26 protein-coding genes are annotated in these 26,368 nt (G+C 42.3%); 10 read left to right on the forward strand and 16 right to left on the reverse strand.

Annotated features, from left to right (window positions below; genetic code table 11):
• Positions 1-43: 43 nt before the first annotated feature.
• Positions 44-421: a ribosome silencing factor gene (rsfS, locus tag FGM00_RS03290; protein ID WP_138851539.1), complete on the reverse strand. Its 378-nt coding sequence runs from the start codon at positions 419-421 to the stop codon at positions 44-46.
• A 94-nt stretch (positions 422-515) separates the two neighbouring features.
• Between rsfS and FGM00_RS03295 the strand changes: the two genes are divergently transcribed.
• Positions 516-1,247, forward strand: a complete 732-nt coding sequence (locus tag FGM00_RS03295; RefSeq protein ID WP_138851540.1) for a biotin--[acetyl-CoA-carboxylase] ligase — start codon at positions 516-518, stop codon at positions 1,245-1,247.
• A 68-nt stretch (positions 1,248-1,315) separates the two neighbouring features.
• Here FGM00_RS03295 and FGM00_RS03300 read toward each other — a convergent pair whose 3' ends face one another.
• Together FGM00_RS03300 and pyrE are read right to left on the reverse strand one after the other, a co-directional pair.
• Entirely contained in the window at positions 1,316-1,708 is a 393-nt protein-coding gene (locus FGM00_RS03300; RefSeq protein WP_138851541.1) for an SRPBCC family protein, read from the reverse strand.
• Between the two features lie 6 nt (positions 1,709-1,714).
• The gene (gene pyrE, locus FGM00_RS03305) at positions 1,715-2,356 is read right to left on the reverse strand and encodes an orotate phosphoribosyltransferase (RefSeq protein ID WP_138851542.1); all 642 of its coding nucleotides are present in this window, start codon (positions 2,354-2,356) and stop codon (positions 1,715-1,717) included.
• Between the two features lie 7 nt (positions 2,357-2,363).
• On the opposite strand from pyrE, the gene FGM00_RS03310 reads away from it, so the two are divergent.
• A complete protein-coding gene (locus FGM00_RS03310) occupies positions 2,364-2,954 on the forward strand; it encodes an NUDIX hydrolase (protein WP_138851543.1) in 591 nt (196 codons plus the stop codon).
• 112 nt (positions 2,955-3,066) lie between these two features.
• Here FGM00_RS03310 and FGM00_RS03315 read toward each other — a convergent pair whose 3' ends face one another.
• The 5 genes from FGM00_RS03315 to FGM00_RS03335 all read right to left on the reverse strand — a co-directional run bounded on the left by FGM00_RS03315 (position 3,067) and on the right by FGM00_RS03335 (position 8,806).
• Positions 3,067-4,806 (reverse strand): M14 family metallopeptidase, encoded by a 1,740-nt coding sequence (locus tag FGM00_RS03315; protein WP_138851544.1) that lies wholly within the window; start codon positions 4,804-4,806, stop codon positions 3,067-3,069.
• A gap of 116 nt (positions 4,807-4,922) precedes the next feature.
• Positions 4,923-5,324, reverse strand: coding sequence for a response regulator (locus tag FGM00_RS03320; protein WP_138851545.1), 402 nt, complete (start codon positions 5,322-5,324; stop codon positions 4,923-4,925).
• Positions 5,311-7,161, reverse strand: a complete 1,851-nt coding sequence (locus FGM00_RS03325; RefSeq protein ID WP_236262892.1) for a PAS domain-containing sensor histidine kinase — start codon at positions 7,159-7,161, stop codon at positions 5,311-5,313. The genes FGM00_RS03320 and FGM00_RS03325 overlap by 14 nt, the downstream gene beginning before the upstream one ends.
• A gap of 173 nt (positions 7,162-7,334) precedes the next feature.
• A complete protein-coding gene (gene coaD / locus FGM00_RS03330) occupies positions 7,335-7,790 on the reverse strand; it encodes a pantetheine-phosphate adenylyltransferase (RefSeq protein WP_138851547.1) in 456 nt (151 codons plus the stop codon).
• Between the two features lie 41 nt (positions 7,791-7,831).
• Complete coding sequence (locus FGM00_RS03335; protein WP_138851548.1) at positions 7,832-8,806, reverse strand: D-alanine--D-alanine ligase; 975 nt, start codon at positions 8,804-8,806, stop codon at positions 7,832-7,834.
• Positions 8,807-8,893: 87 nt separating this feature from the next.
• Here FGM00_RS03335 and FGM00_RS03340 point away from each other — a divergent pair, with 87 nt between their 5' ends.
• From FGM00_RS03340 to FGM00_RS03355, 4 genes are all read left to right on the forward strand, one after another.
• A complete protein-coding gene (locus FGM00_RS03340; RefSeq protein ID WP_138851549.1) occupies positions 8,894-9,484 on the forward strand; it encodes a PASTA domain-containing protein in 591 nt (196 codons plus the stop codon).
• Between the two features lie 76 nt (positions 9,485-9,560).
• Complete coding sequence (locus FGM00_RS03345; protein ID WP_138851550.1) at positions 9,561-10,595, forward strand: RluA family pseudouridine synthase; 1,035 nt, start codon at positions 9,561-9,563, stop codon at positions 10,593-10,595.
• Between the two features lie 97 nt (positions 10,596-10,692).
• Complete coding sequence (yaaA, locus tag FGM00_RS03350; RefSeq protein WP_138851551.1) at positions 10,693-11,454, forward strand: peroxide stress protein YaaA; 762 nt, start codon at positions 10,693-10,695, stop codon at positions 11,452-11,454.
• 54 nt (positions 11,455-11,508) lie between these two features.
• Positions 11,509-11,874: a hypothetical protein gene (locus tag FGM00_RS03355; RefSeq protein WP_138851552.1), complete on the forward strand. Its 366-nt coding sequence runs from the start codon at positions 11,509-11,511 to the stop codon at positions 11,872-11,874.
• A gap of 25 nt (positions 11,875-11,899) precedes the next feature.
• Here the strand turns inward: FGM00_RS03355 and FGM00_RS03360 are convergent, their stop codons facing one another.
• Positions 11,900-12,028, reverse strand: a complete 129-nt coding sequence (locus FGM00_RS03360) for a 30S ribosomal protein THX (protein WP_138851553.1) — start codon at positions 12,026-12,028, stop codon at positions 11,900-11,902.
• A 559-nt stretch (positions 12,029-12,587) separates the two neighbouring features.
• Between FGM00_RS03360 and FGM00_RS03365 the strand changes: the two genes are divergently transcribed.
• The 4 genes from FGM00_RS03365 to FGM00_RS03380 all read left to right on the forward strand — a co-directional run bounded on the left by FGM00_RS03365 (position 12,588) and on the right by FGM00_RS03380 (position 20,285).
• Positions 12,588-16,040 carry a pyruvate carboxylase gene (locus tag FGM00_RS03365; RefSeq protein ID WP_138851554.1) on the forward strand — a complete coding sequence of 1,151 codons (3,453 nt, stop codon included), beginning with the start codon at positions 12,588-12,590 and terminating at the stop codon, positions 16,038-16,040.
• A 13-nt stretch (positions 16,041-16,053) separates the two neighbouring features.
• Positions 16,054-16,779, forward strand: a complete 726-nt coding sequence (locus FGM00_RS03370; RefSeq protein WP_138854600.1) for a uracil-DNA glycosylase family protein — start codon at positions 16,054-16,056, stop codon at positions 16,777-16,779.
• 165 nt (positions 16,780-16,944) lie between these two features.
• Entirely contained in the window at positions 16,945-19,491 is a 2,547-nt protein-coding gene (locus FGM00_RS03375; RefSeq protein ID WP_138851555.1) for a phosphoenolpyruvate carboxylase, read from the forward strand.
• 68 nt (positions 19,492-19,559) lie between these two features.
• Positions 19,560-20,285 carry a hypothetical protein gene (locus FGM00_RS03380; protein WP_138851556.1) on the forward strand — a complete coding sequence of 242 codons (726 nt, stop codon included), beginning with the start codon at positions 19,560-19,562 and terminating at the stop codon, positions 20,283-20,285.
• 59 nt (positions 20,286-20,344) lie between these two features.
• Here the strand turns inward: FGM00_RS03380 and FGM00_RS03385 are convergent, their stop codons facing one another.
• The 7 genes from FGM00_RS03385 to trpB form a co-directional block, all read right to left on the reverse strand.
• The gene (locus tag FGM00_RS03385) at positions 20,345-21,316 is read right to left on the reverse strand and encodes a carboxypeptidase-like regulatory domain-containing protein (RefSeq protein ID WP_138851557.1); all 972 of its coding nucleotides are present in this window, start codon (positions 21,314-21,316) and stop codon (positions 20,345-20,347) included.
• 43 nt (positions 21,317-21,359) lie between these two features.
• Positions 21,360-21,827 (reverse strand): hypothetical protein, encoded by a 468-nt coding sequence (locus tag FGM00_RS03390; protein WP_138851558.1) that lies wholly within the window; start codon positions 21,825-21,827, stop codon positions 21,360-21,362.
• 174 nt (positions 21,828-22,001) lie between these two features.
• A complete protein-coding gene (locus FGM00_RS03395) occupies positions 22,002-23,495 on the reverse strand; it encodes a M20/M25/M40 family metallo-hydrolase (protein ID WP_138851559.1) in 1,494 nt (497 codons plus the stop codon).
• A 78-nt stretch (positions 23,496-23,573) separates the two neighbouring features.
• Positions 23,574-23,795, reverse strand: coding sequence for a hypothetical protein (locus tag FGM00_RS03400; RefSeq protein ID WP_138851560.1), 222 nt, complete (start codon positions 23,793-23,795; stop codon positions 23,574-23,576).
• A 1-nt stretch (position 23,796) separates the two neighbouring features.
• Positions 23,797-24,561, reverse strand: coding sequence for a tryptophan synthase subunit alpha (gene trpA, locus FGM00_RS03405; protein WP_138851561.1), 765 nt, complete (start codon positions 24,559-24,561; stop codon positions 23,797-23,799).
• An 80-nt stretch (positions 24,562-24,641) separates the two neighbouring features.
• Entirely contained in the window at positions 24,642-24,932 is a 291-nt protein-coding gene (locus tag FGM00_RS03410) for a GIY-YIG nuclease family protein (RefSeq protein ID WP_138851562.1), read from the reverse strand.
• A 54-nt stretch (positions 24,933-24,986) separates the two neighbouring features.
• Complete coding sequence (gene trpB, locus FGM00_RS03415; RefSeq protein WP_138851563.1) at positions 24,987-26,222, reverse strand: tryptophan synthase subunit beta; 1,236 nt, start codon at positions 26,220-26,222, stop codon at positions 24,987-24,989.
• Between the last annotated feature and the right edge of the window lie 146 nt (positions 26,223-26,368).

The raw sequence follows: 26,368 nt of genomic DNA on the forward strand, positions 1-26,368 counted from the left end.
TTTCCCCGAAATTGCCATCTGGCAATCGGGTATATTTTAGGGACTATTGATTTACACTACTTTCTACAAGGGTTACCTTGGCATCTCCCCAAAGACCCTCAATGTCGTAAAATTCCCTAATTTGTTTTTGAAATACATGAACTACTACGTTAACATAGTCCATAAGAACCCACTCTGCGTTATCTTCACCTTCTACGTGCCAAGGTTTGTCTTTGATGGCCTTACTCACTGTTTTCTGAACGGATCCTACTATTGCTTTAACGTGGGTGTTTGAAGTTCCGTTACAAATTATAAAGTACTCACATACAGTATTTTCGATGTCTCGTAAATCAAGGAGATTGATATTTTGGCCCTTTACATCTTCTATGCCCTCCAAAATCAACGCAATTAGCTCATCAGCGCCCGCTTTCTTTTTTTGCATCCAAGAAATTTAATTTTTACAAAGTTATTATTTTTTGTTCTTTTAGCAGTACCTTTTCCTTAATACCTTACTAAAGATCAATCCAGCTCACCGTATGCAAATAGTCAAACTTGGTGCCATAGATTCTACTAACGCTTATTTGAAAAGAACATTGCAAGTTCGGCAACTAGAAGATTTTACGGTAGCAGTGGCCGAAGAGCAGACTTCGGGCAGGGGACAACAGGGAACATCATGGGTTTCAGAACCTGGTAAAAACCTGATTTTTAGTGTTTTTAAGAAGTTTAATGGTTTTCATGCAAGCCGACATTTTTACTTGAACTTTATTGTTTCCCTATCGATTTACAGCACACTGAAAACTCTAGATATCCCTAATCTTCATATCAAATGGCCTAACGACATTCTGTCAGGAAATTACAAAATCTGCGGTATCTTGATCGAAACGATTTTGGCAGGCCAAATGCTAAAGAGTGCGGTTATAGGTGTAGGGCTGAATTTAAACCAAACTCGATTTCCAGAACTGCCAAACGCCACATCATTGAAATTATTGGCAGGGAAGTCTTTCGATAGGGACGAGGTATTGCAAATGATTATCGAAAATTTAAAGTCTAGCTTTCAGTTTACCGGGGATTCGGAATTAGAAATGCTTCGGGAAGAGTATGCAGCTAAACTTTTTATGAAAGATTGCCGTGCGGCCTTTCAAATATTGGAAGGACAAGAAGTAGAGGGGTTTATTAGGGGTGTCTCGGAAGGTGGAAAACTACTCGTCGAGTTTGACAACCAAGCAGTTCGCGAATTTGACCTCAAAGAACTAAAATTGTTATATTGATATGGACTTGTAAGTCGGCTAATCCGAGACCCTGATTCAAAAAGGCCAATGACTTAGTAAAAAATAAACTAAACGTTGTCCAGATTTTCCGATAAGGTACCCATAAAATTGGTAATCGGATTTTTGATCATCATGGCCATCATCGCATTGAATTCCCCCGTAAAACTTAAGATGACTTCACTCTTTGCTGCTTCAATTTCGAGGATGTCGGCAATAAGGGTAAATGGCAGCTTTTCGCTGGCGGCTCCCAAAACGATTTGGCTATGGGGTGTTTCCGCTTTGCGCTCCAAAACGATTTCTGGCATTCCTTTCAACTGAAATAAAAATCGATTTTCGTTCAACAATTCGAATTTTGCGATCGAATCCGGCATCAACTGCTCGAAATTTTTCAAATCGCTTAAAAATTCAAATACGGTGGCTTGACTTTTCGCCACAACTTTCTTGGGTGTTTCTATATGCATAATATCCTATTTATTCCATTCTGACGGACTATTTCGCCATTCCCTTAGTGTATGCAATTGCGCTTCCCTTACATAGTCGGTCTCGGAAGCTAGTTCGATTAAGTGTTCGTAGTTGCCCAAAGTGTGCAAATCGATACCCGATTCCTTAAAATTTTCCTCGGCTACCGGAAATCCATAGGAGAAAATGGCAAGCATACCCTTGACGCTGGCTCCGGAATCCTTTAGTGCCCGTACAGCATTCAGGCTGCTTTTTCCCGTACTGATCAGGTCTTCGATAACGACTACTGTCTGATTTTTCTCAAGAACCCCCTCGATCTGATTCTGGCGCCCGTGCGATTTTGGTTCCGGTCGCACATAAATAAAGGGTAGCCCCAAATAATCGGCAACCAAGGCCCCAATTCCTATGGCCCCTGTGGCAACTCCCGCTATAATGTCCGGTTTGCCGTAAAGCGACTCCACTTGCTTGGCAAGCTCTTCCCTTACATAATTTCGTATGGTCGGGTAGGAAAGTATGATCCGGTTATCGCAATATATGGGGGATTTCCACCCGGACGCCCATGTAAACGGATTTTCAGGTTTCAATTTTATTGCATTAATTTGCAGCAGGAGTTCCGCTGTTTTTTTAGCCGTATTCTTGTCTAAAATCATTCCGCAAATGTATAAAGTTTTTGTCAATGAACGCCCGTTGATTTTAACAAATAATATCACCGAGACGAAAGAGAGCAATTGCTTTCTTCTTAATGAAAAAGCCATTAACGACGCCATTGAGGCCTTGGTGAAAAAGAAGCTTAAAAAGGCCTACATCTACCATCCCAACGCCGAGGAAATCCTAAAAAAATTCACCGATAAGATTGCGCTTGAAGTGGCGGCAGGTGGCGTGGTTACCAATAAAGAAGGTAAGGTGCTCTTCATCTACCGTAACGACAAGTGGGACATCCCCAAAGGGAAATTGGACAAGGGCGAGACCATTGAGGAATGTGCCCTACGGGAAGTCGAAGAAGAAACCGGAGTAACCGGACTAAAAATCGAGAACTACCTGCGTACGACCTACCATGTTTTCAAACGAAAAGGTAAATATAAGCTGAAGGAAGTACATTGGTACGCCATGAAAACCAATTTCAAAGGTAAGTTGAAGCCTGAAAAAAGTGAGGGTATCGAAAAAGTTAAATGGAAAGGACCCAAAAAAATCATTAAGGCCTTAGAAAATTCCTATACCAATATCAAATTACTGTTTGAGGGAGATTGATTTTTTCCTAAATACCGAAGACCGCTAGGCTAATTTTAGAGTAGGGATACAAAGTGGAAACTGCGAAACTGTAATGTTGATTTAATTCGGTAAACCGATTTACAAAGTCCATTTATTTGAGAACGCGATATACCGGATACTGTAAATGCGCTTTTTCGTAATGGTCACTTTTTTTGTAAAGCCAGTCTAATTGGGCATACCCATTTTGAGCAAAGACAGAATCCGTCGTTTTTTTGAGTAAAAAGGAATCCCGTAGTCCTATATTTTCTTTAAGCATTCGAGCCGCCTCATCCTCAAAAACATAGGGAGAGAAGTGTTCTTTCTGCTGTAAGATCGGATCAAAGAAATTCCAATTAAAAAAAGAATCGGTGGCAGCTGGTTCGAGCGTTTCGATAATGTAGCGAATACCATTCTGTCGCACTGGAATAACGTAATCACCTTCGCTGAAGTTCACTTTTTCATCTTGAGCCGTTACCTTGGTTTCATAATGTGGATAGTGGCCTTCATAAGGAATATTACGTGTTTTGTAATCCGCTATGCGGTAGCTTTCAACCTGTAACGTAGTATCCCGTTCCAAAATTTCAAAATCGATGTTGTTCTGTTGCATGCGCTCCATTACATCATCATAGCCTTTTCTTACGATATAATATTCGGGAACGCGAACCGAGTCGCTCGGAATCATATAGTTGGTATATTCAACCGGCTTGGTGAACGGTCTCGTTCGATCGTATTTGATACGTGGTCGTCCGGTAACCTCACTGATGAGCGTATCGGCTTCATAACCTTTGAAGTTAAGCGTGCTGCTTCGCGTCGTGTCGATTTCCCACTGAATGGGGTAGTGCGTTAGTGTGTTCGAAAACTCGAATGCCTTTTGTCGCAAACTCCTTAGTTTTTCGCCCTCTTTTTCGGCAATCATCAGCATCTGTTTCATCAACTCATAGGTGCCCTGTACTCTTTGCTCATAGGGTTTTAGCATATGGGTCTCTACCATCATACCCAGGGTGTTCCAAAGGGTTGTATATCCTGTAGAGTATCTGGGATGGTCTATAAATTGCGAAAAACCGCTTTCCGGCAGGGCATTGTATACGTTTACATAGGGTGTAATATCCCAATTTTCGGACGACAAGGCGTTTTCGAGCTGAGGCATGATGTTGGTGTGCAGATAATTGCCGAGGTCGCCGCCCAATTTATCGTGTTGGGTGAATAAATGGGTGAGCGTGTACTGGTAGTCGGCACCATTGCTGACGTGATTGTCAATGAAAATATCGGGTTTTACAAGATGATATATTTCCGAAAAACTTCGTGCGTTCTTGGTGTCGGCCTTGATAAAGTCTCTGTTGAGGTCGTAATTTTTGTCATTCCCTCGAAAACCATAGGAAGCAGGACCGTTCTGGTTCGCCCTGGTGGCTGTATTTCTGTTGAGCGAGCCACCTATGTTATAGATGGGTATAGCTACCAAGACCGTATTTTTTGGCGGTGGTAATTTACCCACTGCCAAATCCCTAAAAAGCATCATTGTAGCATCTATACCGTCGCTTTCGCCCGGGTGAATACCATTGTTAACAAGTATGACGGTTTTCTCCGCCCCTATGTTCTTGAAATTAAAGTCCCCATCGGGATTGTAGGTGACGATATGCAACGGTCGGCCGCTATCGGTTTGCCCCATGGTCTGAAAATTGACTTCGGGAAATTCTTTGGCAAGACGAATGTAAAAGTCAATCGTTTGAAGATAGGTCGCTGTTTCCTTGGCTTTCGAATTTTCAAAATGTGTTTGAAAATCCGCTACCTGATCCTCTGGTTGTTCCTCACAGGCGAAAAGAAATAGGAATGCCAAAAAGCAGAAGTAGCGCATGGTTCTTTTGATTCAAGTACTTGCCGGATGTGTTGTTTATGTATACACCCATACCGTTATACATTAAGAACCCAAGACGGGTTCTAAATCAAAATTACTAAAAAACGTTGTTTAAGTTATGCGATTTTAGCGATTTTGCCCATGTCGCTTTTTTTGATCGGCTTGCTGTTAAAGGTAATCAAGTGATGGGATTGGGATTTGTAGAATTCCCATCGATCCCTATCGGCCTGGTCGATGGAAGAGGTAACGATGTTAATTCGCACCTTTTGGGTTATCGGTAGTTTGAGGAATTCTTCTAAAAACTGCCATCCGTCCATAATGGGCATATTGATATCGAGAAATATGATTTGGGGTACATTGCCATTATTTATATTCTCCTTAATATCGTCTATCGCCAGCTTGCCGTTCATATACGTGCTTACCGTCTTACAGACCACTACATTGGTCAGGATTTTTTTGATGCCAAAAACAGTTATCGGGTCATCATCTATGATAAATACAGTATCAATCGTTCTCATTGAAAAAAATATTGAAAGTTGTGCCTTTTCCGACCTCACTGGTCGCGGTAACTTTACCGTTCATGGCTTCAATTTGATTTTTTGTAATATATAATCCGATTCCGCGAGCATCAGGGTTGCTATGAAAAGTTTTGTACATTCCGAAAAGCTTTTCGCCGTGTTTTTTCAGGTCTATCCCCAAACCATTATCCTTTATTGACAATACCGTGGAGTTTTTGCTTTTTATGACCCATAGTTCTATGACCGGATCTCGGGTCGGCTCTTTGTATTTGATGCCATTGGTAATAAAGTTCATCAAGATACTGTCGAGATAAGCGGGTATGACCGAAACGCTCACTTCGTCGGAAACCCTGTTAATTACCTTAGCATTGTTATTTTGCAGAAAAGCGGAAAGATTTTCACCTATTTTTTCTATTCTATCACGCAGTACGACAGGCGTTTTGTTTAAACTGGTATTGGTATTGATAGAAACGACGTCATTCAAATTTTCCAAAGTCTCCAAAAGATTGTCAGAAGCCGTGACCAACATTGATAAGATGCTTTTGCGCTCCTCGGCATCTTTCTCGCTTTCAAGAAAACCTAAAAGCATCGAAAAATTCGCGGAGTGGGATCGAAGGTTGTGCGAAACGATATGGGCAAAATTAATCAGTTTATTGTTTTGCTCTGTGGTTACTTTCATGAGGTTCTTAAGATCTTCCTCTTTCTGTTTCAATTCTGTAATATCCATACTGATACCCACTAGACCGGTAACCGCGTTATCAATATCAAATAACGGTATTTTTGATGTCAAAAAGGTGGTTGATGTACCATCTTCTTTTACAGAAGTCGTTTCTTGGCCGATCATTGGAGTGCGCGAATCCATAACGGCTAAATCCTCGTTTCTCGAAATTTGGGCATGCTCTTTGGGATACAGATCAAAATCATCCTTTCCCAACAGGGATTCAGGACCGTCTACACCAAGGTAATCGCACTCGGCCTTATTGACCAATACTTTTTTAGAATCCAAATCCTTTATAAACACGTTTAAGGGAAGATTGTCCAGGACTGTTTTGAGAAGACGCTCATTCTTGCTTACCTCTATACTAGTTGTTACTTGCGAATCAATGTCTTGAAAAGTACCGAATATGCTAACTACTTCACCATTTTTGTAAAGTGGTTTTCCTGCTGCAATGATCCACTTTTCTTTTCCCGTTGCCGTAATTATCTGCAACTTTTCATTCCATTCGGTACCCTTGGTGATGGCGTTCGAAACGGCCAGCGAAATGGTGTTTCTCGAGTGTCCTTGTTTGTAGAATTCAATTCCGGTCTCCACGTTTGGCACAAAATCCAAAGGTACTTCATGAATGGTCTTGGTCATATCGCACCACGTGACCTCGTTGGTCGCAAGGTCGAAAATCCAGCTACCTATTTTAGCGATTTCCGATTTTTCTTTTAAAAGACTCTGCAATAAGATAAAGTCTTTTTCTTTTTGTCGTATTTGGCTAACATCTTTGGTATTGATGATGATTCCAATAATATCCTCTTCATCGTTATACCACGGTATCAAATCCCATTCGAACCATTTTTTATTATCGTGTGAATCGTTGAAAGATTTGGTAAAGCTATCGTAGACCTTGCCTGCTAAACAGTCTTTGATTCTTCTGCGCCATGTGGTATCGGTTTCTTTGAAAATCTCGTAAATGTTTTTACCGAATATGGTATTCAAATTCAGTTCGAAGTCGTTGATCCATCGATCGGAAGCATGCAAAAGCCTTAACTTTTTGTCAAAAAAAGCAGTAGAAGTCGGTAGTTGTTTTACCAAATAATTACTTTGATATTCTTTTACTTTTTTGGGCACGATATCTTATTTTCTTACTAATCTAATAAGACAATACCCTCTAATAGTATTTTTGTTGTGAACTGCCTGAAACCAGTGGTGATGGCCTCTTAATTCGAGGTCTACATATTTAAAAAGAGATAATTCTTACAATTTAAAAAGGGCTAGGGGTAGAATGGTGTAGTTTGATTTTTTTAGGGAACACGAACAATCTCAGGTACCAAACCGGTGTAATCTCCACCATGTCGAATTACGTCCCGCACAATGGAAGAACTGATGAACGAAGTTCGGGAAGAAGTCAAAAGAAAAACGGTCTCGATTTCCGATAGACTCCTATTGGTATGTGCGATGGCTTTTTCAAACTCGAAATCCGCTGGATTACGAAGTCCGCGAAGAATAAAATCGGCCTCTACTTTTTTACAGAAGTCTACGGTGAGCCCTTTGTAGGTCATGACTTTTATTTTTGATTCGTTCTTAAAAGTTTCAACGATAAATTGTTTTCGAACCTCCAGATCGAACATGTATTTTTTTTCCGCGTTTATTCCGATAGCGATAACCAGTTCGTCAAACAAGGTGATTCCACGTTTGATTATATCGTAATGACCCAGTGTAAGGGGGTCAAAAGAACCTGGAAAGATTGCACGTTTCATCGGATGAAGTTTTATTCACTGTGGTTAAATGTAAGCTTTTTCTATCGTAAGGCCTCTATGATGGCACTTTCAAAGAGCGCCGAGAGTCCGATACCAGCTACCTTGGCCTGCTGCGGTAAAATACTTTCGGTGGTAAGGCCGGGGGTGGTATTCATTTCCAACATAAAAGGTTCGCCGTTCATAAAAATAAATTCGCTTCTTGAATAGCCCTTCATCTTTAAGATATCATAAGCCCGTTTGGCCAGTTCGCTCACTCGCTTTTGTTCCTTATCCGATATTCTGGCTGGCGTAATTTCCTTTGATTTACCTTGATACTTGGCCTCATAATCGAAAAAATCATTTTCGCTCACAATTTCCGTGATCGGTAGTACTTTGGTCTCACCTTTGTATTTGATTACCCCGACAGATACTTCGGTACCATCTAGGAATGCCTCTATAATGATTTCATCATCTTCCTTGTAGGCATTGGCTATGGCACCTTTCAACGCATCTTTTTGGTATACTTTTGATATACCGAAGCTGCTACCGGCTTTGTTAGCCTTAACAAAACAAGGTAATCCTACTTTTTCGATAATCGCGTCCTCATCTATGGCATCCCCCAAATTCAAATAGTAAGAGGCCGCACACTTGATACCGTAGGGTTTCAGCACACTGAGTAAATCCCTTTTATTAAAGGTCAGCGCGGATTGATAATAGTCGCAAGAGGTCTGTGGAATTTGTAATAATTCGAAATAGGATTGCATCAAACCATCTTCTCCGGGAGTTCCGTGAATTGCATTGAAAACGCAATCAAAATAAATCGTGCTTCCGGCAAGGGGTATCGAAAAGTCGGCCTTGTTTATGGGGTGCTCTTGGTCATTGGCATCTACATACACCCATTTGCTTTTTAGAATATGAATTCGATAGGTGTTGTATTTTTCTTTGTCGAGGTATTCATAAACAACATTACCGCTCTTTAATGAGATTTCATACTCACTAGAATAACCGCCCATGATAATGGCAATATTTTTCTTCATCTTACGCTTTAATTAAACCGATAATGCGCTTCAAAGTAAAGAAAAAAGCCATCGGTTTCCTATATTTGCCATACTCAAATCAACCCAATGAGAAATTTTTTCAATTTTTTGAAGAGTAGAACTTTTCTGATTCAACTCGTGCTCGCATTTTTGGTTTCGGTAGCTTTGGTGTTTGCTATACTGCAGTGGCTCAAAAGTTCGACCAATCATGGGGAGTTTGTAGAAGTACCGGACTTTGCCAAAATGTCGGTACCCGATATGCGCGTGGCGATTGAAGAATCCGGATTGCGATATGAGGTGCTGGATTCTGCCAATTACAATCCTGATTATCCTCGATTTTCGATAATAGAACAGAATCCTCTTGCCGGTAAGAAAGTAAAGGAAAACAGAAAAATTTATTTTACGGTAAATCCATCTGGTTATAAAAAGGTTAGCGTTCCCGACATTATTCAGAATTCGGCCCGAAATGCCAAATCAAAATTAAGGGCGGTGGGGCTAGATGTGCAACGCGTCACCTATATTGACCAAATCGGAAAGGATATGGTCTATTACGTAAAGTATAAGGGCAAAAACATTTCTCCAGGCGCCAAGTTACCCAAAACATCCAAAGTAGAGCTAGTATGCGGCAACGGTAATCGTACCGAGCGCTCCGAAATCAAGGAAGATTCGGAAGACTAAGGTTTTTACTTTTCGCAGCCTGATTTTTTCAATCCGAAACGTGGTTTTTGAAACACATTTCTAACACAGTCTCCAAATGAATGCTGCTACCCCGAATGATGGCGCAAGGTCCAACGAGGGCGAGCTTTATGAACACCATAAAATTATTGCCGCTAAAGGACAAGAGCCTTTACGTGTAGATAAGTTTTTGATGAATTTTATCGAATATGCCACTCGTAACAAAATTCAGCAATCCGCCAAAGGGGGACATATTTGGGTGAACGGTGCCGTCGTTAAACAGAATTATAAGGTTAAAGCAGGGGACGAGGTAAAAGTGCTTTTTGAACACCCGCCCCATGAGTTTTTGTTGGTGGCGGAAGATATTCCGTTAAGCATTGTTTATGAGGATGATGCCTTATTGGTGGTAGATAAACCTGCTGGTATGGTGGTGCATCCCGGCCACGGGAATTACTCGGGAACGCTGATCAATGCGTTATTGCACCATATCAAAGATCTTCCCGTAAATAGTGATGATAGACCTGGCTTGGTACATCGTATCGACAAGGACACCTCGGGGCTTTTAGTGGTAGCAAAAACTGAAACCGCTATGACGCATCTAGCAAAACAGTTCTTCAATAAAACGAGCGAACGGGAGTATGTGGCTTTGGTCTGGGGTAATGTAGAAGATGATACGGGAACTATAGAAGGCCATTTGGCGCGTCATCCGAAAAACCGGTTGCAGATGACCGTATTTCCGGACGGAGATCAGGGCAAAGAGGCGGTTACCCATTACAAGGTCCTGGAGCGGCTTGGTTATGTAACCCTGGTATCTTGCCGGCTCGAAACCGGTCGTACGCACCAGATTCGAGTGCATATGAAATATATTGGGCATACCCTCTTTAACGACGAACGCTACGGGGGCGACAGAATTCTTAAAGGAACGACCTTCACCAAATACAAACAATTTGTAGAGAATGCGTTTAAGATTTTGCCAAGGCAGGCGTTACATGCCAAGACCTTAGGCTTTATTCATCCGGTTAGCGGAAAGCAGATGCAATTCGATTCGGAAATTCCAAAAGACATGGCCGACTGCATCGAAAAATGGAAAGAGTACTCCAAACACAGCCAATAGCCCATAAAATTTACCAATAGCACCATCAAAAACAACTTTCTCGGGCTGTAGGCTATCACGAAATTCCTTGTTATTTTAGGAAAATTAATGCGATAAAATGAAAATTGTAATATCACCGGCAAAATCTTTGGATTTTGAGAGCGAGTATCCCCGTATAGCACATACGCAAGCTTCCTTTTTGGAAGAGTCCGCCAAATTGAACAAGGTCTTGGCTAAAAAAAAGCCTAAAGCCCTTTCCGACCTTATGGGAATTTCCGATAATCTTGCGCAGTTGAACTGGGAGAGAAATCAGCAATTCTCATTGCCCTTTACTCCTAAAAACGCCCGCCCTGCGGTGTACGCGTTTAACGGAGACGTATATCAGGGCCTTGATGCGTACACCCTAGCGTCGCAAAAAATAAAGATTTTACAGGATACCCTGCGTATTCTTTCAGGACTGTACGGTCTGTTGAAACCCATGGATCTTATACAGCCCTATCGTCTGGAAATGGGTACGAAACTAAAGGTCGGTCGTGCCAACACTCTCTATGATTTTTGGAAGAAAAAAATCACGAATCAATTGAACGCCGAATTACAGGATGATGAACTTTTCATCAATTTGGCCAGTAACGAATATTTTAAGGCTATCGACGAAGAAGTACTAAAAGTGCCCGTAGTTACTCCCATTTTTAAGGATTGGAAGGGTGATAACCTCAAAGTCATCAGTTTTTTCGCGAAAAAGGCGAGAGGATCAATGGTACGTTATATTGTCGATTCCGGTGCGAAGACCTTAGCCGATGTAAAAGGCTTCAATTTGGATGATTACGAATTTAGCCCAAACCATACCACCAAGGAAAACGAACCCGTGTTCGTTCGATAATATTTGTCTCATCCAAACGTTTTACTAGTATCGCTTTCCTTTAAACCCGATACTATGAAAAAGCATATCCATTTAATTGTAGTGTTGTTCATATGCTTGATCGGCTGCACGGATCGTGACGATAACGTATCCGCCGTGAATATTCGAGTAAAAAATAACAACGCCTTTACATATGATATGGTGCAGGTGGGTGGTGCAACCCAAATTCATGAGAACGTGTCCGCCGGAAGTTTTTCGGACTATTTGGAATATGAGGAAGCTTACCGCTATGCGTTTATAGAAATCGACACCGCTGGTACCAAATACATCCTACAACCTATTGATTTTGTTGGTGAAACACCTCTTTCCCCAGGCTTTTACACCTATGCCTTAGAATTGAGCCCAGAAGGTGCTATCACATTGGATTTCAGTTCAGACTAATTGTCAAAAGCTATAAGTCATAACCCTATTTCTTGGTCTTGATACTAACGCGTTCCTCGGCCGTTGGCCTCTTCTTAATTTTTCGTTTCCTTCTAGTACCATAGGTGCCATTTACGATTTTACCGCGTTTCGATTTTTTATCTCCTTTTCCCATACCTTATAGTTTTATTATCATCCCGATGCTGCGGGAATCGATTTGCTTCTAATGTTTAATGATGCCGCGACGGGCGGGGATAATTGATTTCCAGTCTCTTTCAGCCAGCTTCGTCCTACTATTTTGAGTGTCAACCGGCAGAATAACGTACTTGTGCGTACATACGTAAAACCGTTTTTAGGACGCACCTGGCTATTAAAAACGCCGATACTCCATTTTCAACAATTTTAGCACTAAATGTAGCCTTTATTTTGCCAATATCAGCTTGTATTTTCATTCATCTTTATTAGTTTCCCTATAGCGGTATTTGGCTTCAAAAAGACTATTTTAATATACGCTTTTTACTATAAAATATCAAATCACAAAAGCCAACGGTTTATGCTAGAACGATGGATATTTATTGGTTTTAAAACACCAAAAAGTATCAATGTTCATATAGGGGACTTGTATACTAAAATTTTTTAAGGAAGTTGAAAAGCATTCGAGCGGCTATCCCCGGCAAAATGGGTAAGTTTGTTGGTAGCGATCCAAAAGCGAATAGAATTAATTGAAATACATAATGAAGACAAAAAAGGTATTAGTTGCGAATAGAGGGGAAATAGCCATTCGGGTTTTTAGAGCCTGTGTGGAAATCGGACTCAAGACAGTCGGAATCTATACCTATGAAGACCGATACTCCTTGCATCGGTATAAGGCCGATGAAAGCTACCAAATCGGCAAAGCCAACGAGCCGTTGAAACCCTATCTCGATATTGGCGCGATTATCAAAGTGGCAAAGGATAACGGCGTTGATGCGATTCATCCGGGTTATGGTTTTCTTTCGGAAAATGCCGACTTTGCTCAAGAATGCGAAGCGAACGGAATTATTTTTATCGGTCCGAAGGTTTCGGTTCTAAGAGCTTTGGGCGATAAAATCACAGCGAAGGCTGTGGCCGTGGCCAACAATGTGCCCATCATCAGGAGTAGCGAAAAAAAATTAACGAACGTCAAGATCGCAGTCTCCGAAGCAGAAAAAATCGGGTATCCTCTAATGTTAAAAGCAGCTTCTGGTGGCGGTGGACGCGGTATGCGGGTCATTCGTACCGAGGAAGAGCTGCGAAAAGGTTTTCCCGAGGCACGAAGAGAGTCGCTGAACGCCTTTGGTGATGACACTGTTTTTCTTGAGAAATTCGTCGAGAACCCAAAGCATATCGAAATCCAGATCGTTGCCGATACCCATGGCAATATGGTGCATTTGTACGAACGGGATTGTTCGGTGCAACGTCGGTATCAAAAGGTCATTGAATTCGCTCCCTCCATAGGCCTTCCACAAGAGACGAAGGAGAGCATGTACCAATATGCCTTGGCCATATGCAAAGCGGTCGATTACAACAATATCGGTACGGTCGAATTTTTGGTCGATGAAGATGGAAGCATTTATTTTATCGAGGTGAATCCGAGAATACAGGTAGAACATACGGTTACCGAAATGGTGACCAATATCGATTTGGTGAAAGCACAACTCTTTATAGCAGGTGGTTATAAGTTATCCGATAAACAAATTAAAATAGCCGATCAGGCCGCCGTAAAGGTTACGGGTTATGCGCTGCAGTGTAGAATCACCACGGAAGACCCCTCGAAAGACTTTAAACCTGATTATGGTACGATAACGACCTATCGTAGCGCATCCGGGTTTGGAATTCGGTTGGATGCCGGCAGTATTTACCAAGGGGTGAGTATTTCTCCTTTTTTCGATTCGATGCTTGTTAAGGTGTCGGCATTGAGTCGTACTTTGGATGGATCTTGTCGCAAAATGCGTCGGGCCTTGGCCGAATTTAGGATTCGGGGCGTGGAAACCAACATGGCGTTCTTAAATAATATTCTAAAACACCCCACTTTTCGTGAAGGCAAGGTGACGGTCAATTTCATCAAGAACGAACCTTCCTTGTTCGAATTTGCCGAACCACGAAACAGGGCCAATAAACTGGTACAGTATTTAGGCGAGGTCATCGTAAACGGTAATCCCGATGTAAAAACGATAGACCCGAACAAAAAATTCCCAAAGCCCGTCGTACCCACTTATTCAGGCGATGATACCTATCCAGAGGGCACCAAAGACCTGCTCACGAAATTGGGTCCGGAGAAATTCTCACAATGGCTAAAGAACGAAAAGAAGATACACTATACCGATACCACGATGCGCGATGCACATCAGAGCTTGTTGGCCACGCGTATGCGAACGACGGACATGATGAAGGTCGCAGATACCTATGCTAAGAATTTCCCCGAAATTTTCAGTATGGAGGTTTGGGGCGGTGCTACTTTCGACGTATGCCTTCGCTTCCTTCAGGAAAATCCGTGGGAAAGACTGCAATTACTACGCGATGCAATGCCCAATGTACTATTGCAAATGTTGATTCGCGGATCAAATGGGGTAGGATATACCGCTTATCCCGATAATTTGATCGCGAAATTCGTAGAGCAATCATGGGAAACCGGGGTCGATGTTTTTAGGATTTTCGATTCCCTCAATTGGATGAAATCCTTGGCGCCTTGTATCGAACATGTTCGAAAACGCACGAAGGGGCTGGCCGAAGGGTCGCTTTGTTATACAGGTGATATCCTTGATCCAAAAAAGACCAAGTATGACTTAAAATATTATGTACAGTTGGCAAAGGATATCGAAAACGCCGGTGCCCATATTTTAGGTGTCAAGGATATGGCCGGGCTCTTAAAGCCTCAAGCGGCATATGAACTGATTTCGGCCTTGAAGTCAGAGGTGAATATCCCGATTCATCTGCACACGCATGATACTTCTTCCATTCAGGCGGCCATGTACTTGAAAGCCATCGAAGCAGGGGTAGATGTGGTTGACGTTGCCCTAGGCGGACTTTCCGGTCTTACCTCACAGCCAAATTTCAACTCCGTACTGGAGATGATGAAATTCAACGAACGCGAAAACCCATTGGATACCGAAAAACTGGCCGAGTATTCCAACTATTGGGAGACCGTGCGCAATTACTATTATCCTTTTGAATCTGGACTAAAAGCGGGTTCTGGAGAAGTATATAGCCATGAAATTCCGGGCGGGCAATATTCCAATTTAAAAGGGCAGGCCATTGCATTGGGCTTAGAGGAAAAATTTCCGGAGGTTACGAAAATGTACGGCGAGGTAAACCAGCTTTTCGGTAATATCGTAAAGGTTACCCCGAGTTCGAAGGTAGTCGGCGACATGGCGCAATACCTTATCAGTAATGGTCTTACGACCGAAGATGTTTTGCAAAAGGGCGACACTATATCGTTCCCGCAGTCCGTCATCAGTTTTTTCAAGGGCGATTTGGGGCAACCCGTTGGAGGATTCCCCAAAAAGCTTCAAAAAATCGTCCTAAAGGATGAAAAACCATATAAGAACCGTCCCAACGCACATTTGGAACCGGTAGACTTCGAAAAGGAATTTCCCGCCTTCAAGAGAAAGTTCAGACAGGGAATGGGCCGTGAGCTGAAGATCACCGATTTTCTATCCTATAAACTATATCCAAAGGTGTTTGTAGATGCCTACAACAAGCATATTAAATACGGTAATGTGATGAGCATACCGACTAAGAACTTTTTCTTCGGAATGGATGTCGGGGAAGAAATTATGGTCGAGTTGGATCGTGGCAAAAATGTACTTGTATCCATGGTGCTAATGGGTGAGCCCGATGCGGATGGTAACGTCAATATTCAGTTTAAAGTCAACGGGCAGGGCCGTAATGTGCTGGTTAAAGACAATTCGATTTCCGTTGTAAAAAAAGAAAATGTAAAAATCGATGCGAATAATGTCAAACACATCGGTTCGCCTTTGCAAGGGCTGTTATCGACTATTTTGGTGAAAAAGGGACAAGCCGTAAAAAAGAATCAGCCCATGTTCGTCATTGAGGCCATGAAGATGGAGACTACGGTCACTGCAGTTGCCGAAGGAGTGGTCGATTATGTACAAGTAGGCTTAGGGACAATGGTCAACTCCGATGATTTGATATTGGCTTTTAAATAAAATCTTGCGATACGTGTTTTTGCACACCCACCCATACCAACCCTTTCTCTTCAAGGAAGCTACGAAATTAATCGTGGGAACCCTACCGCCACCAAGATTTACTACCGGCGATTTAAAGGAAGACGATGTCAATTTTTGTTATGGAAGTAGGGACGGTCAGTTATGGCCCATTTTAGACCGAATATTCGAATTGGGATTGCGATACGACAATTCAAAGGATGCCATTCAGCAAAGACAGGAGTTTTTGGTAGAGCGAAAAATCGGTATCTGCGATATCGTCGAAAGCGCCGAACGCGATAAGATAGATGCATCCGATTTGGGAATGCAACGTATAAAGCTCCGGAACCTAGTCGGGTTTTTGCAAAAATACCAGAGGGTCAAAACCTTATTGTTTACCGGTGGCAACAGTAAAAACGGACCCGAATACTTCTTTAGAAGACACCTTAAGGAACATCAAGTGACGCTTAAGGTCATTAACAATAAAGTGCCACGAATACATGAATTCGAGCTCCCACGGGAAATCGGCCAAGGCGACCCCTCAAATGGAGAAGCTACCGTGCAGTTGCAAGGCAGAAGCAATCTTACATCCAGAAAGATTACCACCGTATCGTTGACCGCTCCCTCGGGTGCTGCGAACAGGGCGGTAGGTAGCATGGAGGCCTATAAGCGTATGAAAGATCAAAACCCCGATTTCAATACCTTGGATTTTAGGGTATTGCAGTACAAGGAATTTTTTTGAATCGGCAGCTACAACGACGCTGGCGATGTTTCTTTTTTAGCGAACCTTGGCTATTTTGTGATTTGAAAATGATTCGCTTCGTCAATTTTCCAATTATACCGATATTTACTACTTGCCTAGGCTGAAATCCATTCCGGACTGCCGAAAATCTAATTTTTGTTTACAATGCAACACACGAAACGTTTAAAAGAGTTTAAAAAGTCGGTCAACAATAAATTCAATGTTTACAATAGCTTGTTCTTGAACCTGCCCTATCGCAACATCGAGAACGTTGGCATGCTCATTCCACTATTATTGGATCAATGTCAAAAAGGACTGGGCTCCGGAAAAAATCCACAGGAAATACTGGAGTCGTTTTTTCAAAACTATGCTCATTTAGATTCCGAAAAAGATCGTATCGATTTCATGTTCCGCATTATTCAATATGTAGAGCGTCAAGTGGTTTTATACGATAGTGTCGAAGATGCCGCGTTCCCTAAATTACACGAGCACAGTAGTGTACTTACCATTGGCGATTACTTCGAATTGGTGAAAAAGAACAAGAGTTGGGACAAGGTGGCCGATAAGTTATCGACCTTTAGCGCCCGGATCGTACTTACGGCTCACCCTACGCAATTTTATACACCGGCCGTTTTGGATATCATTGCAGAACTCAGGTCGTTGATTTTGGCCGATAAGATAGATGAGATTGATGTTACCCTACAACAACTGGGACTCACTTCTTTGATCAATGCCAAAAAACCGACTCCGCTTGACGAGGCCAAAAATATCATTTATATCCTACGGAATGTATATTACGATGCTGTGGGCGATTTGTATGCGTATATCAAGGAATATATTCAAAACCATGATTTTGAAAATCACAACATCATGAAACTTGGATTCTGGCCTGGTGGTGACCGGGACGGGAATCCGTTTGTGACCGCATCGATTACCAAAGATGTGGCCGATGAGCTTCGCATCAATCTGATGAAATGCTATTATAATGATTTAAAGCGCCTACAACGAAAGCTCACTTTTAAAGACTTGCAAGAACCGTTGAGGCAACTGCGTGGCAATCTCTACACGGCGATGTTCGATTCCAAGAAAAATGTAGGGTATTCCGATATCTTGGGGCCTTTGGAAACCATTAGGGAGTTATTGATCAATAAATACCATGCTCTTTACCTAAAAGACTTAGATTATTTTATCGATAAGGTAAAGATTTTCAAGACGCATTTTGCAACCTTGGATATCAGACAAGACCATAGCCAACACCTCATTACGGTCGAGGCTATATTAAAGAAAAAGGGGCTTATCAAAGAGAACCTTTCGGAATTAAGTGCCGTTAAACTTAAGGATGCCTTGCTGAACAAAATTTTTAAACTGAACCCTGCCGATTTTGAGGAAGACATTGTTAAGGATACCATTCAAAATATACAGCAACTCAAGAGTATTCAGGATAAGAACGGTGAGGAAGGTTGTAACCGCTATATTATCAGTAATTCGGAGGATATTTATTCCGTATTGTTCGTTTATGGCCTGTTTCGCTGGTGTGGATGGAAAGCTGAAGATATTACGTTCGATATCGTTCCCTTATTCGAGACCATGAAGGGTATGGCAACTTCCGAAGATACGATGGAATCGCTGTTCAAATTAAAGGAGTACCGGGCGCATCTAGAGCGGCGCAATAATAAGCACACCATAATGCTCGGATTTTCCGACGGTACCAAGGATGGAGGATACGTAAAGGCGAACTGGTCTATTTTTAAAACAAAGGAAAACCTGTCGAAAATCTGTAAAAAGAACAAGGTGCAAGCCCTCTTTTTTGACGGTAGAGGAGGCCCACCGGCCCGTGGCGGAGGAAAAACCCATCGCTTTTATGCCGCCCAGACCAAAGATATTGCCAACCATGAAATTCAGTTGACGATCCAAGGCCAAACGATTACCAGCACCTATGGCACTAAGGAACAGTTCATGCACAATAGTGAGCAATTGCTTACAGCGGGACTTTCGAACAATCTGTTTGGAAAAGAAAATATTATTCCTGCAGCGACGAGGAAGCTCATGGAAGAACTTTCCGAGTTGAGTTTTGCCAAATACGATGCGCTAAAACACCATGAAAAATTTATGCCGTACCTTGAAAATATGAGTACGTTGAAATACTATACCAAGGCGAATATCGGTAGCCGCCCTGGAAAAAGGGGCAACAAGAAAAAATTGGAACTCTCTGATCTTCGGGCCATTTCATTCGTGGGCTCATGGAGTCAGCTTAAACAGAATGTACCGGGATACTTTGGTATCGGGACCGCCATAAAAACCATGAAAGACAATGGCAAATTGCGGGATTTGAAGAAAATGTATAAGGAAATTCCCCTTTTCAAAGCCCTGATGTTAAATAGTATGATGTCGCTTTCAAAGTGTTATTTTGAACTGACCGGTTATATGAAGGAAAACGAGGAATATGGCGAATTTTGGAAAATTCTTTATGCCGAATACCAGCTATCGAAAGAAATGCTTTTGCTCATTTCCGGCTCTAAAATTCTAATGGAAAACGAGGCAGTTTCCAGGGAATCGATAAAAATACGAGAGAATATCGTGCTGCCCCTATTGGTTATTCAACAATATGCCCTACAGCGTATTGGACAGAAATCCGATTACAACGAGGAATACGAAAAAATAGTTACTCGTTCGCTATATGGGAATATTAATGCGAGTAGGAATTCGGCATAGCTTTTAGTTAGTATACAACTCATTGAAGAAGATACTCATGGTGCTGGATAAGTGTTTATTTTTGCAGTATGTACCTTTACCTCATTATCGCCCTTCAGGGTTATTGCGTTTATCATTGTTTGACCAATCGAAGCTCCTATTATTGGATAGTATTCATTGTATTCCTACCAGTGTTGGGAGCGCTCATCTATTTGCTTCAGGACGCATTTAGCAATAAGGCAATCGTTAGACCCCAAGCGCGTGCTGTACCTGTTTTGAAGGCTTCCAAAAAAATCACTGATTTGGTAGAGCAATTCAAGTTTTCCGAAACTTTCGAAAACCAATCTGCCTTAGGTGATGCTTATTTAGAAGCGAAAATGTATGACAAGGCAATAGAAAATTATAAAGCCTGTCTTACGGGAACTTTTCAAAATGATTTTTACGTTACGTCGAGATTGCAGGAAGCTTACTATAATTCCTCAAGAATTGACGAGGCTATTCACTACGCTGAAGCTATTAAGGATAATCCGAAGTTTAAAAAATCACGTTCAGCATTTTTATATGCTTTAGCGTTGGAGAAAAAAGGTGAGTTGGCAAAAGCAGAACGCTACTTGGTTACATTCGATGCACCATATAACAGATATCCGGAACGATTGGAGCTAGCAGAATTCTATATCCGAAATGCTGAGAATGAAAAGGCGAAGATAGTGCTCAATGAAATAATCGTGGAATCGGAAGCACTTTCAAAAGAAGGCCTTAAGGAGAATCGACTTACGATAAAAAAAGTTAAGGAATTATTGAAAACACGCTTTTAGAAATTTAGGCTATCATGTTTTTCGTTCATATCGACAGTGTTTTATCTAAATGACAAAAGTTAGTCTTCCCAGACCTTGAACTCAGCACCCATACCATAGTTCCGATTGCCGGTCTGTATGAGTTTTGAATTCTTGTTGTAGGTCTTGTCAAAAACCTGCCATTTTTTATTGTTCAAGAAAATTCGGCGCACATAGGTATTCTGATTTGATGCTCCTTTTACAAAGGGCAACAACGGTCTAAAGGACGTGGATATCTTTTGGATACCTCTGGGTGTCTTTACCTCCCGATACTGTTTGGTCTGGGCCAAGCGACCATCGTTTTTGGCATAGCCCAATACCTGCAGCGATACAAAAAGACCGTCTTCAGGAATAAAAATAGCTTTGGGTAATACATCCAATTCAAAGACCTTATCCTCCTTTTCATCGATGGAGAAAACGGTTTCGGAATAGGGTATTGCCGTTCCGGGCGCACCACCCTTGTTCTCATAGTATTGTATACGGAATATTGTTGCGAATGCACCCTTCCCTTTTGATTTGTATTCCCGCTCTGCATTGATCGGCAGATAGAATTTTGAGATCTGGGACGCCTTTTTTTCGTACCGTTCAAAAAGTACAGCAACCTCGCTCTCCACGGTGGGTAGCCAGCAGGCGAACAAATCAGTGTGCGTTTCGGCCTTTTGTTTTTTAAATTTGAACTTCCCTGTCTTTGGTGCCGATACGATAACTTCGCTTAGTTGGGAAGCTTCAGGACGGAGCAGTACCTTGGTCAAAGTCGTATTCGCAACCACCTTTTTTTCCGCATATCCCAAAGCCGAAATGAAAAGAGTATCGATATCGGGGTATCTCTTTTTGGAAAATGTAAAGGTACCTTCTTCATCTGCAAAAGTACCATGGCCGTCTCCGAATGAAATGGTTGCAAAGGGTATGGGTGCGGAATTAAGACTGTCGCGGATTGATATTTTCTGGGCCAGACCAGTATAGGTCAGTAAGAAAAAAAGACAGAAAAGAAATTGTTTTAGGATACAGCGCATACTATAAAAACGAACAGAAAATGTACGTAGTATCGTTAATCATTTATTTACTGGAAATTAAGCCCAGATAATCCAATAATTTGCGCCCGCCATTGAACGAACAGGTACCATCGGAAGTTCGAAAAACTTGTGTACCATAAACAAGTTTATAGGTATCGACGGTAGAGCAGCCCCCAAGGGAAAGCCCGTGTAATTGAAGCTCAAAATCACGGATAGCTTCGATCTCGGAAGCGTTTAATGGTTTAACGGTGTCCTGAAAATTTATCGAATATGCATCGGTCTCTCGGAATATGGTCAAGACTTGCTTTGAGCCATTAAAACAGCCGAGAGATACGATTTCAATGTGATAGCTTTCACCATCCTGAAGTAAATCGATAAAAGGAACGAAAGGCTCTGTGGCGAGGGTTTCAATTTGGAAATCAAACTGTTGATGGGGTCTATCGCCAGCTGTTAGCGTGCCTATCGCTAACAATAAACACAATAAGAGGAATAGTTTAATAGAATTTTTCATGGTCGGCTATAGTCAGGCTAATGGCATAAACCGTGCCGAGTTCTTATATGATGTGCTTAAATCGGAAAAAAATTTTATTTTGGAAAACGAATGTGAAGTCTTGTGGTCGTTCATAATGCGGGTGGCATCGGATACCTCCGGTGGAAATGATATAAAAATAAAAAAAGACTGTTTCTACGGACTACTACTCAATAGACCATAAAAGGCTTGGATTCCGTAGGCCAATTGTCCGATTTTGAGATTCTCGTTGGGGCTGTGCTGATTATTGTCAGGATTTACCATGGGTACGATAAATGCCGGTATTTGAAGTTCATTGATGAATGGAGCGATGGGTACCGTACCGCCCATAATTCGTATTTGAACTACATCATCGTTGAAGACGGTCTCGAGGGTATTGACCAGAAAATCACCATTGGCATTGTCCAGATCGGTCCGAAAGGCATTCGTCACGGGACCTTCCATGATGCGCATGATCTTGTCATGTGCCATACGTTCTTCCAAAGTGGGTTCGGTATCGGTGATGAAATAGCCCTGATCTTGAATATGTTTTTTGACCAATTCCTTTAAGCGAGTGCCATCGGATTCGGGAACCAAGCGTAGATCCAATTCAGCAGTAGCCGCGGCCGGAACTATAGTTCGTGCTTTTTCACCGATCCAGCCTGAGCCAAGTCCACGAATATTCAAAGACGGGTATTGCAGCGCCTCTTGATAAAAACTTCCCACTTGTTCGGGAGTTTTGATGGCTAGATTTCCGTTTATGGTTGCCGCATCCTCTGGTACACTTTTTAAAATGCCTATGGTTTTCGCATCCCTGGTAATGCCATCGTAATACCCTGGTATCACCACTTTCCCGTCGTCATCCTTCATGCTCGAAAGTACTTTTGCCAGCTGAAAGCCCGGGTTGGGAGCATAGTTACCATAATGCCCGCTGTGCTGAGGTTTTATCGGCCCATATGTGGTTAAGGATAGGGTAGTAATGCCACGGCAGCCGTATACTACGGTCGGTTTTCCCGATACGTGAACCGGACCATCATTAATGACCAGAAAATCGGCTTCCAACAGTTCGCGATATTGCTTGACCGCCTTGGGCAAGGGTTTGCTGCTTTTTTCCTCTTCGCTATCCAAAATCACTTTCACATTAAAAGGAATGTCGACATTATTCTGTTTCAGCAGATCAATGGCATTGAGGAACATGACAATCGGTCCTTTATCATCAGAGGTGGAGCGGCCGAACAAGCGCCAATCGTGATTGATGTCGCTACTGAGCGAATCAAAGGATTGTTTTTTCCAAACCCCGTCTTCTTCTGATTTTAAAACTACTTTGTACGGGTCGGGCTGGTCCCATTTCGAAGGGTCTACCGACTGCCCGTCAAAATGCATATAGAACAGAATCGTAGGCTTGTTGTCCTCCATCGGAAGCGCGGCAAAGAACAGGGACTCCCCGTCAGTCGGAAGCACCGATGAATTAAAGCCGCGGGCATTGAATTTTTTGGTCAGCCAAGTCAGGTTCAGATTAATATCCGAATGTTCGAGGGCATCGTTGGGTATGGCTACAAATTCACGTAGCTCGTCTATGCTATGGCGTACTTTTGATTTTAACTGGGCGGCATCTTGGGCAGAGACGGTTGAAAGGGCTGTAACGGCCAGTAGAAATAGAATTTTTTTCATATGCGTCTTTAGAACTTTTACAAGATTTAAATGTAAGGATATTTAAGGGAATGGAATGGTGTTTTAAAAGAACCGCTTTCACAACCTCCGCATAACTTTTAGAGCCGTCCATCGAATCATAAGTAAAAAAGGAAAACCATGCATGAGCACATCGAGCCAATCTACGAGGCCCATTCCTGTGGCTCCTCCCGCGATCCACTTTAATTTCCCCCAGATATGTGGTTCGGGCAAAAAGGGAGCCAATCCTAAGCTTAGGCATAGCACCAGAATGATTTTCCAATTGTTCAATAAGGCATTCACACTATCTTATTTTTTGAACAAAATCCGAAACGGAGTCCGCCCCGTGGGCGGTCAAATGTTTGATAAAGGCCGAGCCGATGATAGCACCTTTGGCGTTTTTGGTGGCAGTTTGAAAGGTTTCTGCATCCTTAATGCCAAAACCAACGATTTGTGGATTTTTCAACTGCATTTCGGCAATACGTTGAAAATAGGTTTTCTGTTCCTTACCAAACCCTGACTTCGAACCGGTCACACTTGCCGAACTTACCATGTAAATGAAACCGTTTGATGCTTCGTCGATCTGACGAATGCGTTCATCGCTGGTTTGCGGAGTAATCAAGAACACATTGATCAGACCGCACTTTTTAAATACGGCCTCATAATCGCTCTGATACACGTCGAGCGGCAAGTCGGGCATGATAATGCCATCAATACCGATTTTATTACATTTTTTACAAAAGGCTTCCACCCCGTATTGCAACATCGGATTAAAATACCCCATAACGATTAGCGGAATGGAAACGCTTTTTCGAATGTCCTTCAGTTGCTCGAATAGTATCTCTGTCGTCATACCATTTTTAAGGGCAGCGGTAGAACTTTCCTGAATGGTCGGTCCATCGGCCAAAGGGTCGCTGAACGGCAAGCCGATTTCAACCATATCGACGCCGTTTTTCTCTAAATCCTCTATGATTTTTTCGGTGTCATTTAAGGAAGGGTAGCCCGCGGTAAAGTAGATGGATAGGAGTTTTTTGTCCTCTTGGAGTTTTTGGTTTATTCTGTTATTCATATCACGCTGTCATTCCCGCTCACCTGCCGGCAGGGGCGGGAATCTGTTTAATTAATTCCGATTTTCTTAAAAGCTATTTTTCAGTCTCCCAACATCCAAGAAAGGTCATTCCAATCTGGGTTCATGTCATTTATCAAATTCTCTTTCCATTGTCTACGCCAATGTTTTAATTGTTTTTCTCTTTTGATTGCATTGTTTACATATTGCGTTTTTTCAAAATAGACCAATTTATGAACACTATACTTTTGTGTGAAGCTTTTATTATTTTTTGATTTATGTTGTTGTATTCGTGATTTCAAATTATTTGTCATCCCTGCATATAAAACAGTATGGTTTTTGTTTGTTAGTATGTATACATAATACTTATGCATTTGATTGACATTCTTTCTGATTCAAGGAATTTCCGCCTGCGCGGAAATGACAAACTATTTTAACCCAAAATAGTCGATATAGGTATTCAAGTCCTTATCCCCGCGCCCCGACAAACCGATAACCACAATATCGTCCGGTTTGAATTTTCGATGCTCGAATATGGCGAACGCGTGGCCTGTCTCTATGGCCGGAATGATTCCTTCCAGCTGCGAAAGCTCCAGACCAGCGGTCATTGCTTCGTCGTCAGTGGCCGAATAAAATTCCGCCCTGCCGGATTTGTGCAAATGGGAATGCATAGGTCCAACACCGGGGTAATCCAATCCAGCGGAAATGGAATAGGGTTCTGTAATTTGTCCGTCTGCTGTTTGCATCAACATGGTTTTACAGCCGTGAATGATACCCACTTTCCCCAAAGCCGAAGTCGCCGCGCTTTCCCCGGAATCGACTCCTTTACCGGCAGCTTCGACAGCTATGATACCAACTTCAGGTTCATTTAAAAAGTGATAATAAGTTCCTGCGGCATTGCTGCCACCACCGATACAGGCAACGACATAGTCCGGATTTTCGCGGCCCTCTTTTCCCTTTAATTGCCATTTGATCTCTTCGGAAATAACCGATTGAAATCGTGTGACCATATCGGGGTAGGGATGCGGCCCGATGGCAGATCCGATAATATAATGGGTATCGACAGGATTGTTGATCCAATCGCGAATGGCTTCGTTCGTGGCATCTTTCAAGGTACGGCTTCCGGACAAGGCGGGTCGTACTTCGGCTCCCAACATTTTCATTCTGGCTACATTCGGTGCTTGTCGGGCAATATCTATTTCGCCCATGTATACAATACATTCCATACCCATTAAGGCACACACAGTAGCCGTAGCGACACCGTGCTGGCCCGCGCCGGTTTCGGCAATGATTCTTCTTTTACCCAAGCGTTGCGCCATCAAAATCTGACCTATGGTGTTGTTCACCTTATGCGCTCCAGTATGGTTGAGATCTTCCCGTTTCAGGTATACTTTGCAGCCATGCTTTTGAGACAGACGTTTCGCAAAGTATAGAGGCGAAGGCCTACCAACATAGTCTTTCAGTAATTGATGGAATTCTTCCTGAAAAGATTCCTCATACATGATATCCAAGTACTTTTGGCGTAATTCCTCAACATTGGGATAAAGCATTTCAGGAATAAAGGCGCCTCCAAATTCACCATAATATCCTTTTTCATCCGCGTGGTATGGTCCATGGTGCTCCGGTCCTTTAATCGAAGTATTCTTTGTTTTTTCTTTCTGCATTTTTTTATGTTCAATAATCCGCCCCTATGCATCGGGGATAATTTGTAATCTTTCACCTGACTTTTCGCAGGTTTCGTATGTTCTCTATGTTCTATGTTCTATGTTCTATGCTCTATGCTCTATTCTCCGTTATCTGCCTACCGGCG

This window comes from Aggregatimonas sangjinii (assembly GCF_005943945.1).
Lineage (GTDB): Bacteria > Bacteroidota > Bacteroidia > Flavobacteriales > Flavobacteriaceae > Pelagihabitans > Pelagihabitans sangjinii.

Coding starts and splice junctions, on each gene's coding strand:
- FGM00_RS03340 (WP_138851549.1), top strand. CDS start 8,894: ATGAGAAATTTTTTCAATTTTTTGAAGAGTAGAACTTTTCTGATTCAA.
- FGM00_RS03320 (WP_138851545.1), bottom strand. CDS start 5,324: ATGAGAACGATTGATACTGTATTTATCATAGATGATGACCCGATAACT.
- pyrE (WP_138851542.1), bottom strand. CDS start 2,356: ATGATTTTAGACAAGAATACGGCTAAAAAAACAGCGGAACTCCTGCTG.
- coaD (WP_138851547.1), bottom strand. CDS start 7,790: ATGAAACGTGCAATCTTTCCAGGTTCTTTTGACCCCCTTACACTGGGT.
- FGM00_RS03315 (WP_138851544.1), bottom strand. CDS start 4,806: ATGCGCTACTTCTGCTTTTTGGCATTCCTATTTCTTTTCGCCTGTGAG.
- FGM00_RS03300 (WP_138851541.1), bottom strand. CDS start 1,708: ATGCATATAGAAACACCCAAGAAAGTTGTGGCGAAAAGTCAAGCCACC.
- FGM00_RS03375 (WP_138851555.1), top strand. CDS start 16,945: ATGCAACACACGAAACGTTTAAAAGAGTTTAAAAAGTCGGTCAACAAT.
- rsfS (WP_138851539.1), bottom strand. CDS start 421: ATGCAAAAAAAGAAAGCGGGCGCTGATGAGCTAATTGCGTTGATTTTG.
- FGM00_RS03380 (WP_138851556.1), top strand. CDS start 19,560: ATGTACCTTTACCTCATTATCGCCCTTCAGGGTTATTGCGTTTATCAT.
- FGM00_RS03385 (WP_138851557.1), bottom strand. CDS start 21,316: ATGCGCTGTATCCTAAAACAATTTCTTTTCTGTCTTTTTTTCTTACTG.
- FGM00_RS03395 (WP_138851559.1), bottom strand. CDS start 23,495: ATGAAAAAAATTCTATTTCTACTGGCCGTTACAGCCCTTTCAACCGTC.
- yaaA (WP_138851551.1), top strand. CDS start 10,693: ATGAAAATTGTAATATCACCGGCAAAATCTTTGGATTTTGAGAGCGAG.
- FGM00_RS03310 (WP_138851543.1), top strand. CDS start 2,364: ATGTATAAAGTTTTTGTCAATGAACGCCCGTTGATTTTAACAAATAAT.
- trpB (WP_138851563.1), bottom strand. CDS start 26,222: ATGCAGAAAGAAAAAACAAAGAATACTTCGATTAAAGGACCGGAGCAC.
- FGM00_RS03355 (WP_138851552.1), top strand. CDS start 11,509: ATGAAAAAGCATATCCATTTAATTGTAGTGTTGTTCATATGCTTGATC.
- FGM00_RS03345 (WP_138851550.1), top strand. CDS start 9,561: ATGAATGCTGCTACCCCGAATGATGGCGCAAGGTCCAACGAGGGCGAG.
- FGM00_RS03390 (WP_138851558.1), bottom strand. CDS start 21,827: ATGAAAAATTCTATTAAACTATTCCTCTTATTGTGTTTATTGTTAGCG.
- FGM00_RS03295 (WP_138851540.1), top strand. CDS start 516: ATGCAAATAGTCAAACTTGGTGCCATAGATTCTACTAACGCTTATTTG.
- FGM00_RS03410 (WP_138851562.1), bottom strand. CDS start 24,932: ATGCATAAGTATTATGTATACATACTAACAAACAAAAACCATACTGTT.
- FGM00_RS03360 (WP_138851553.1), bottom strand. CDS start 12,028: ATGGGAAAAGGAGATAAAAAATCGAAACGCGGTAAAATCGTAAATGGC.
- FGM00_RS03365 (WP_138851554.1), top strand. CDS start 12,588: ATGAAGACAAAAAAGGTATTAGTTGCGAATAGAGGGGAAATAGCCATT.
- trpA (WP_138851561.1), bottom strand. CDS start 24,561: ATGAATAACAGAATAAACCAAAAACTCCAAGAGGACAAAAAACTCCTA.
- FGM00_RS03335 (WP_138851548.1), bottom strand. CDS start 8,806: ATGAAGAAAAATATTGCCATTATCATGGGCGGTTATTCTAGTGAGTAT.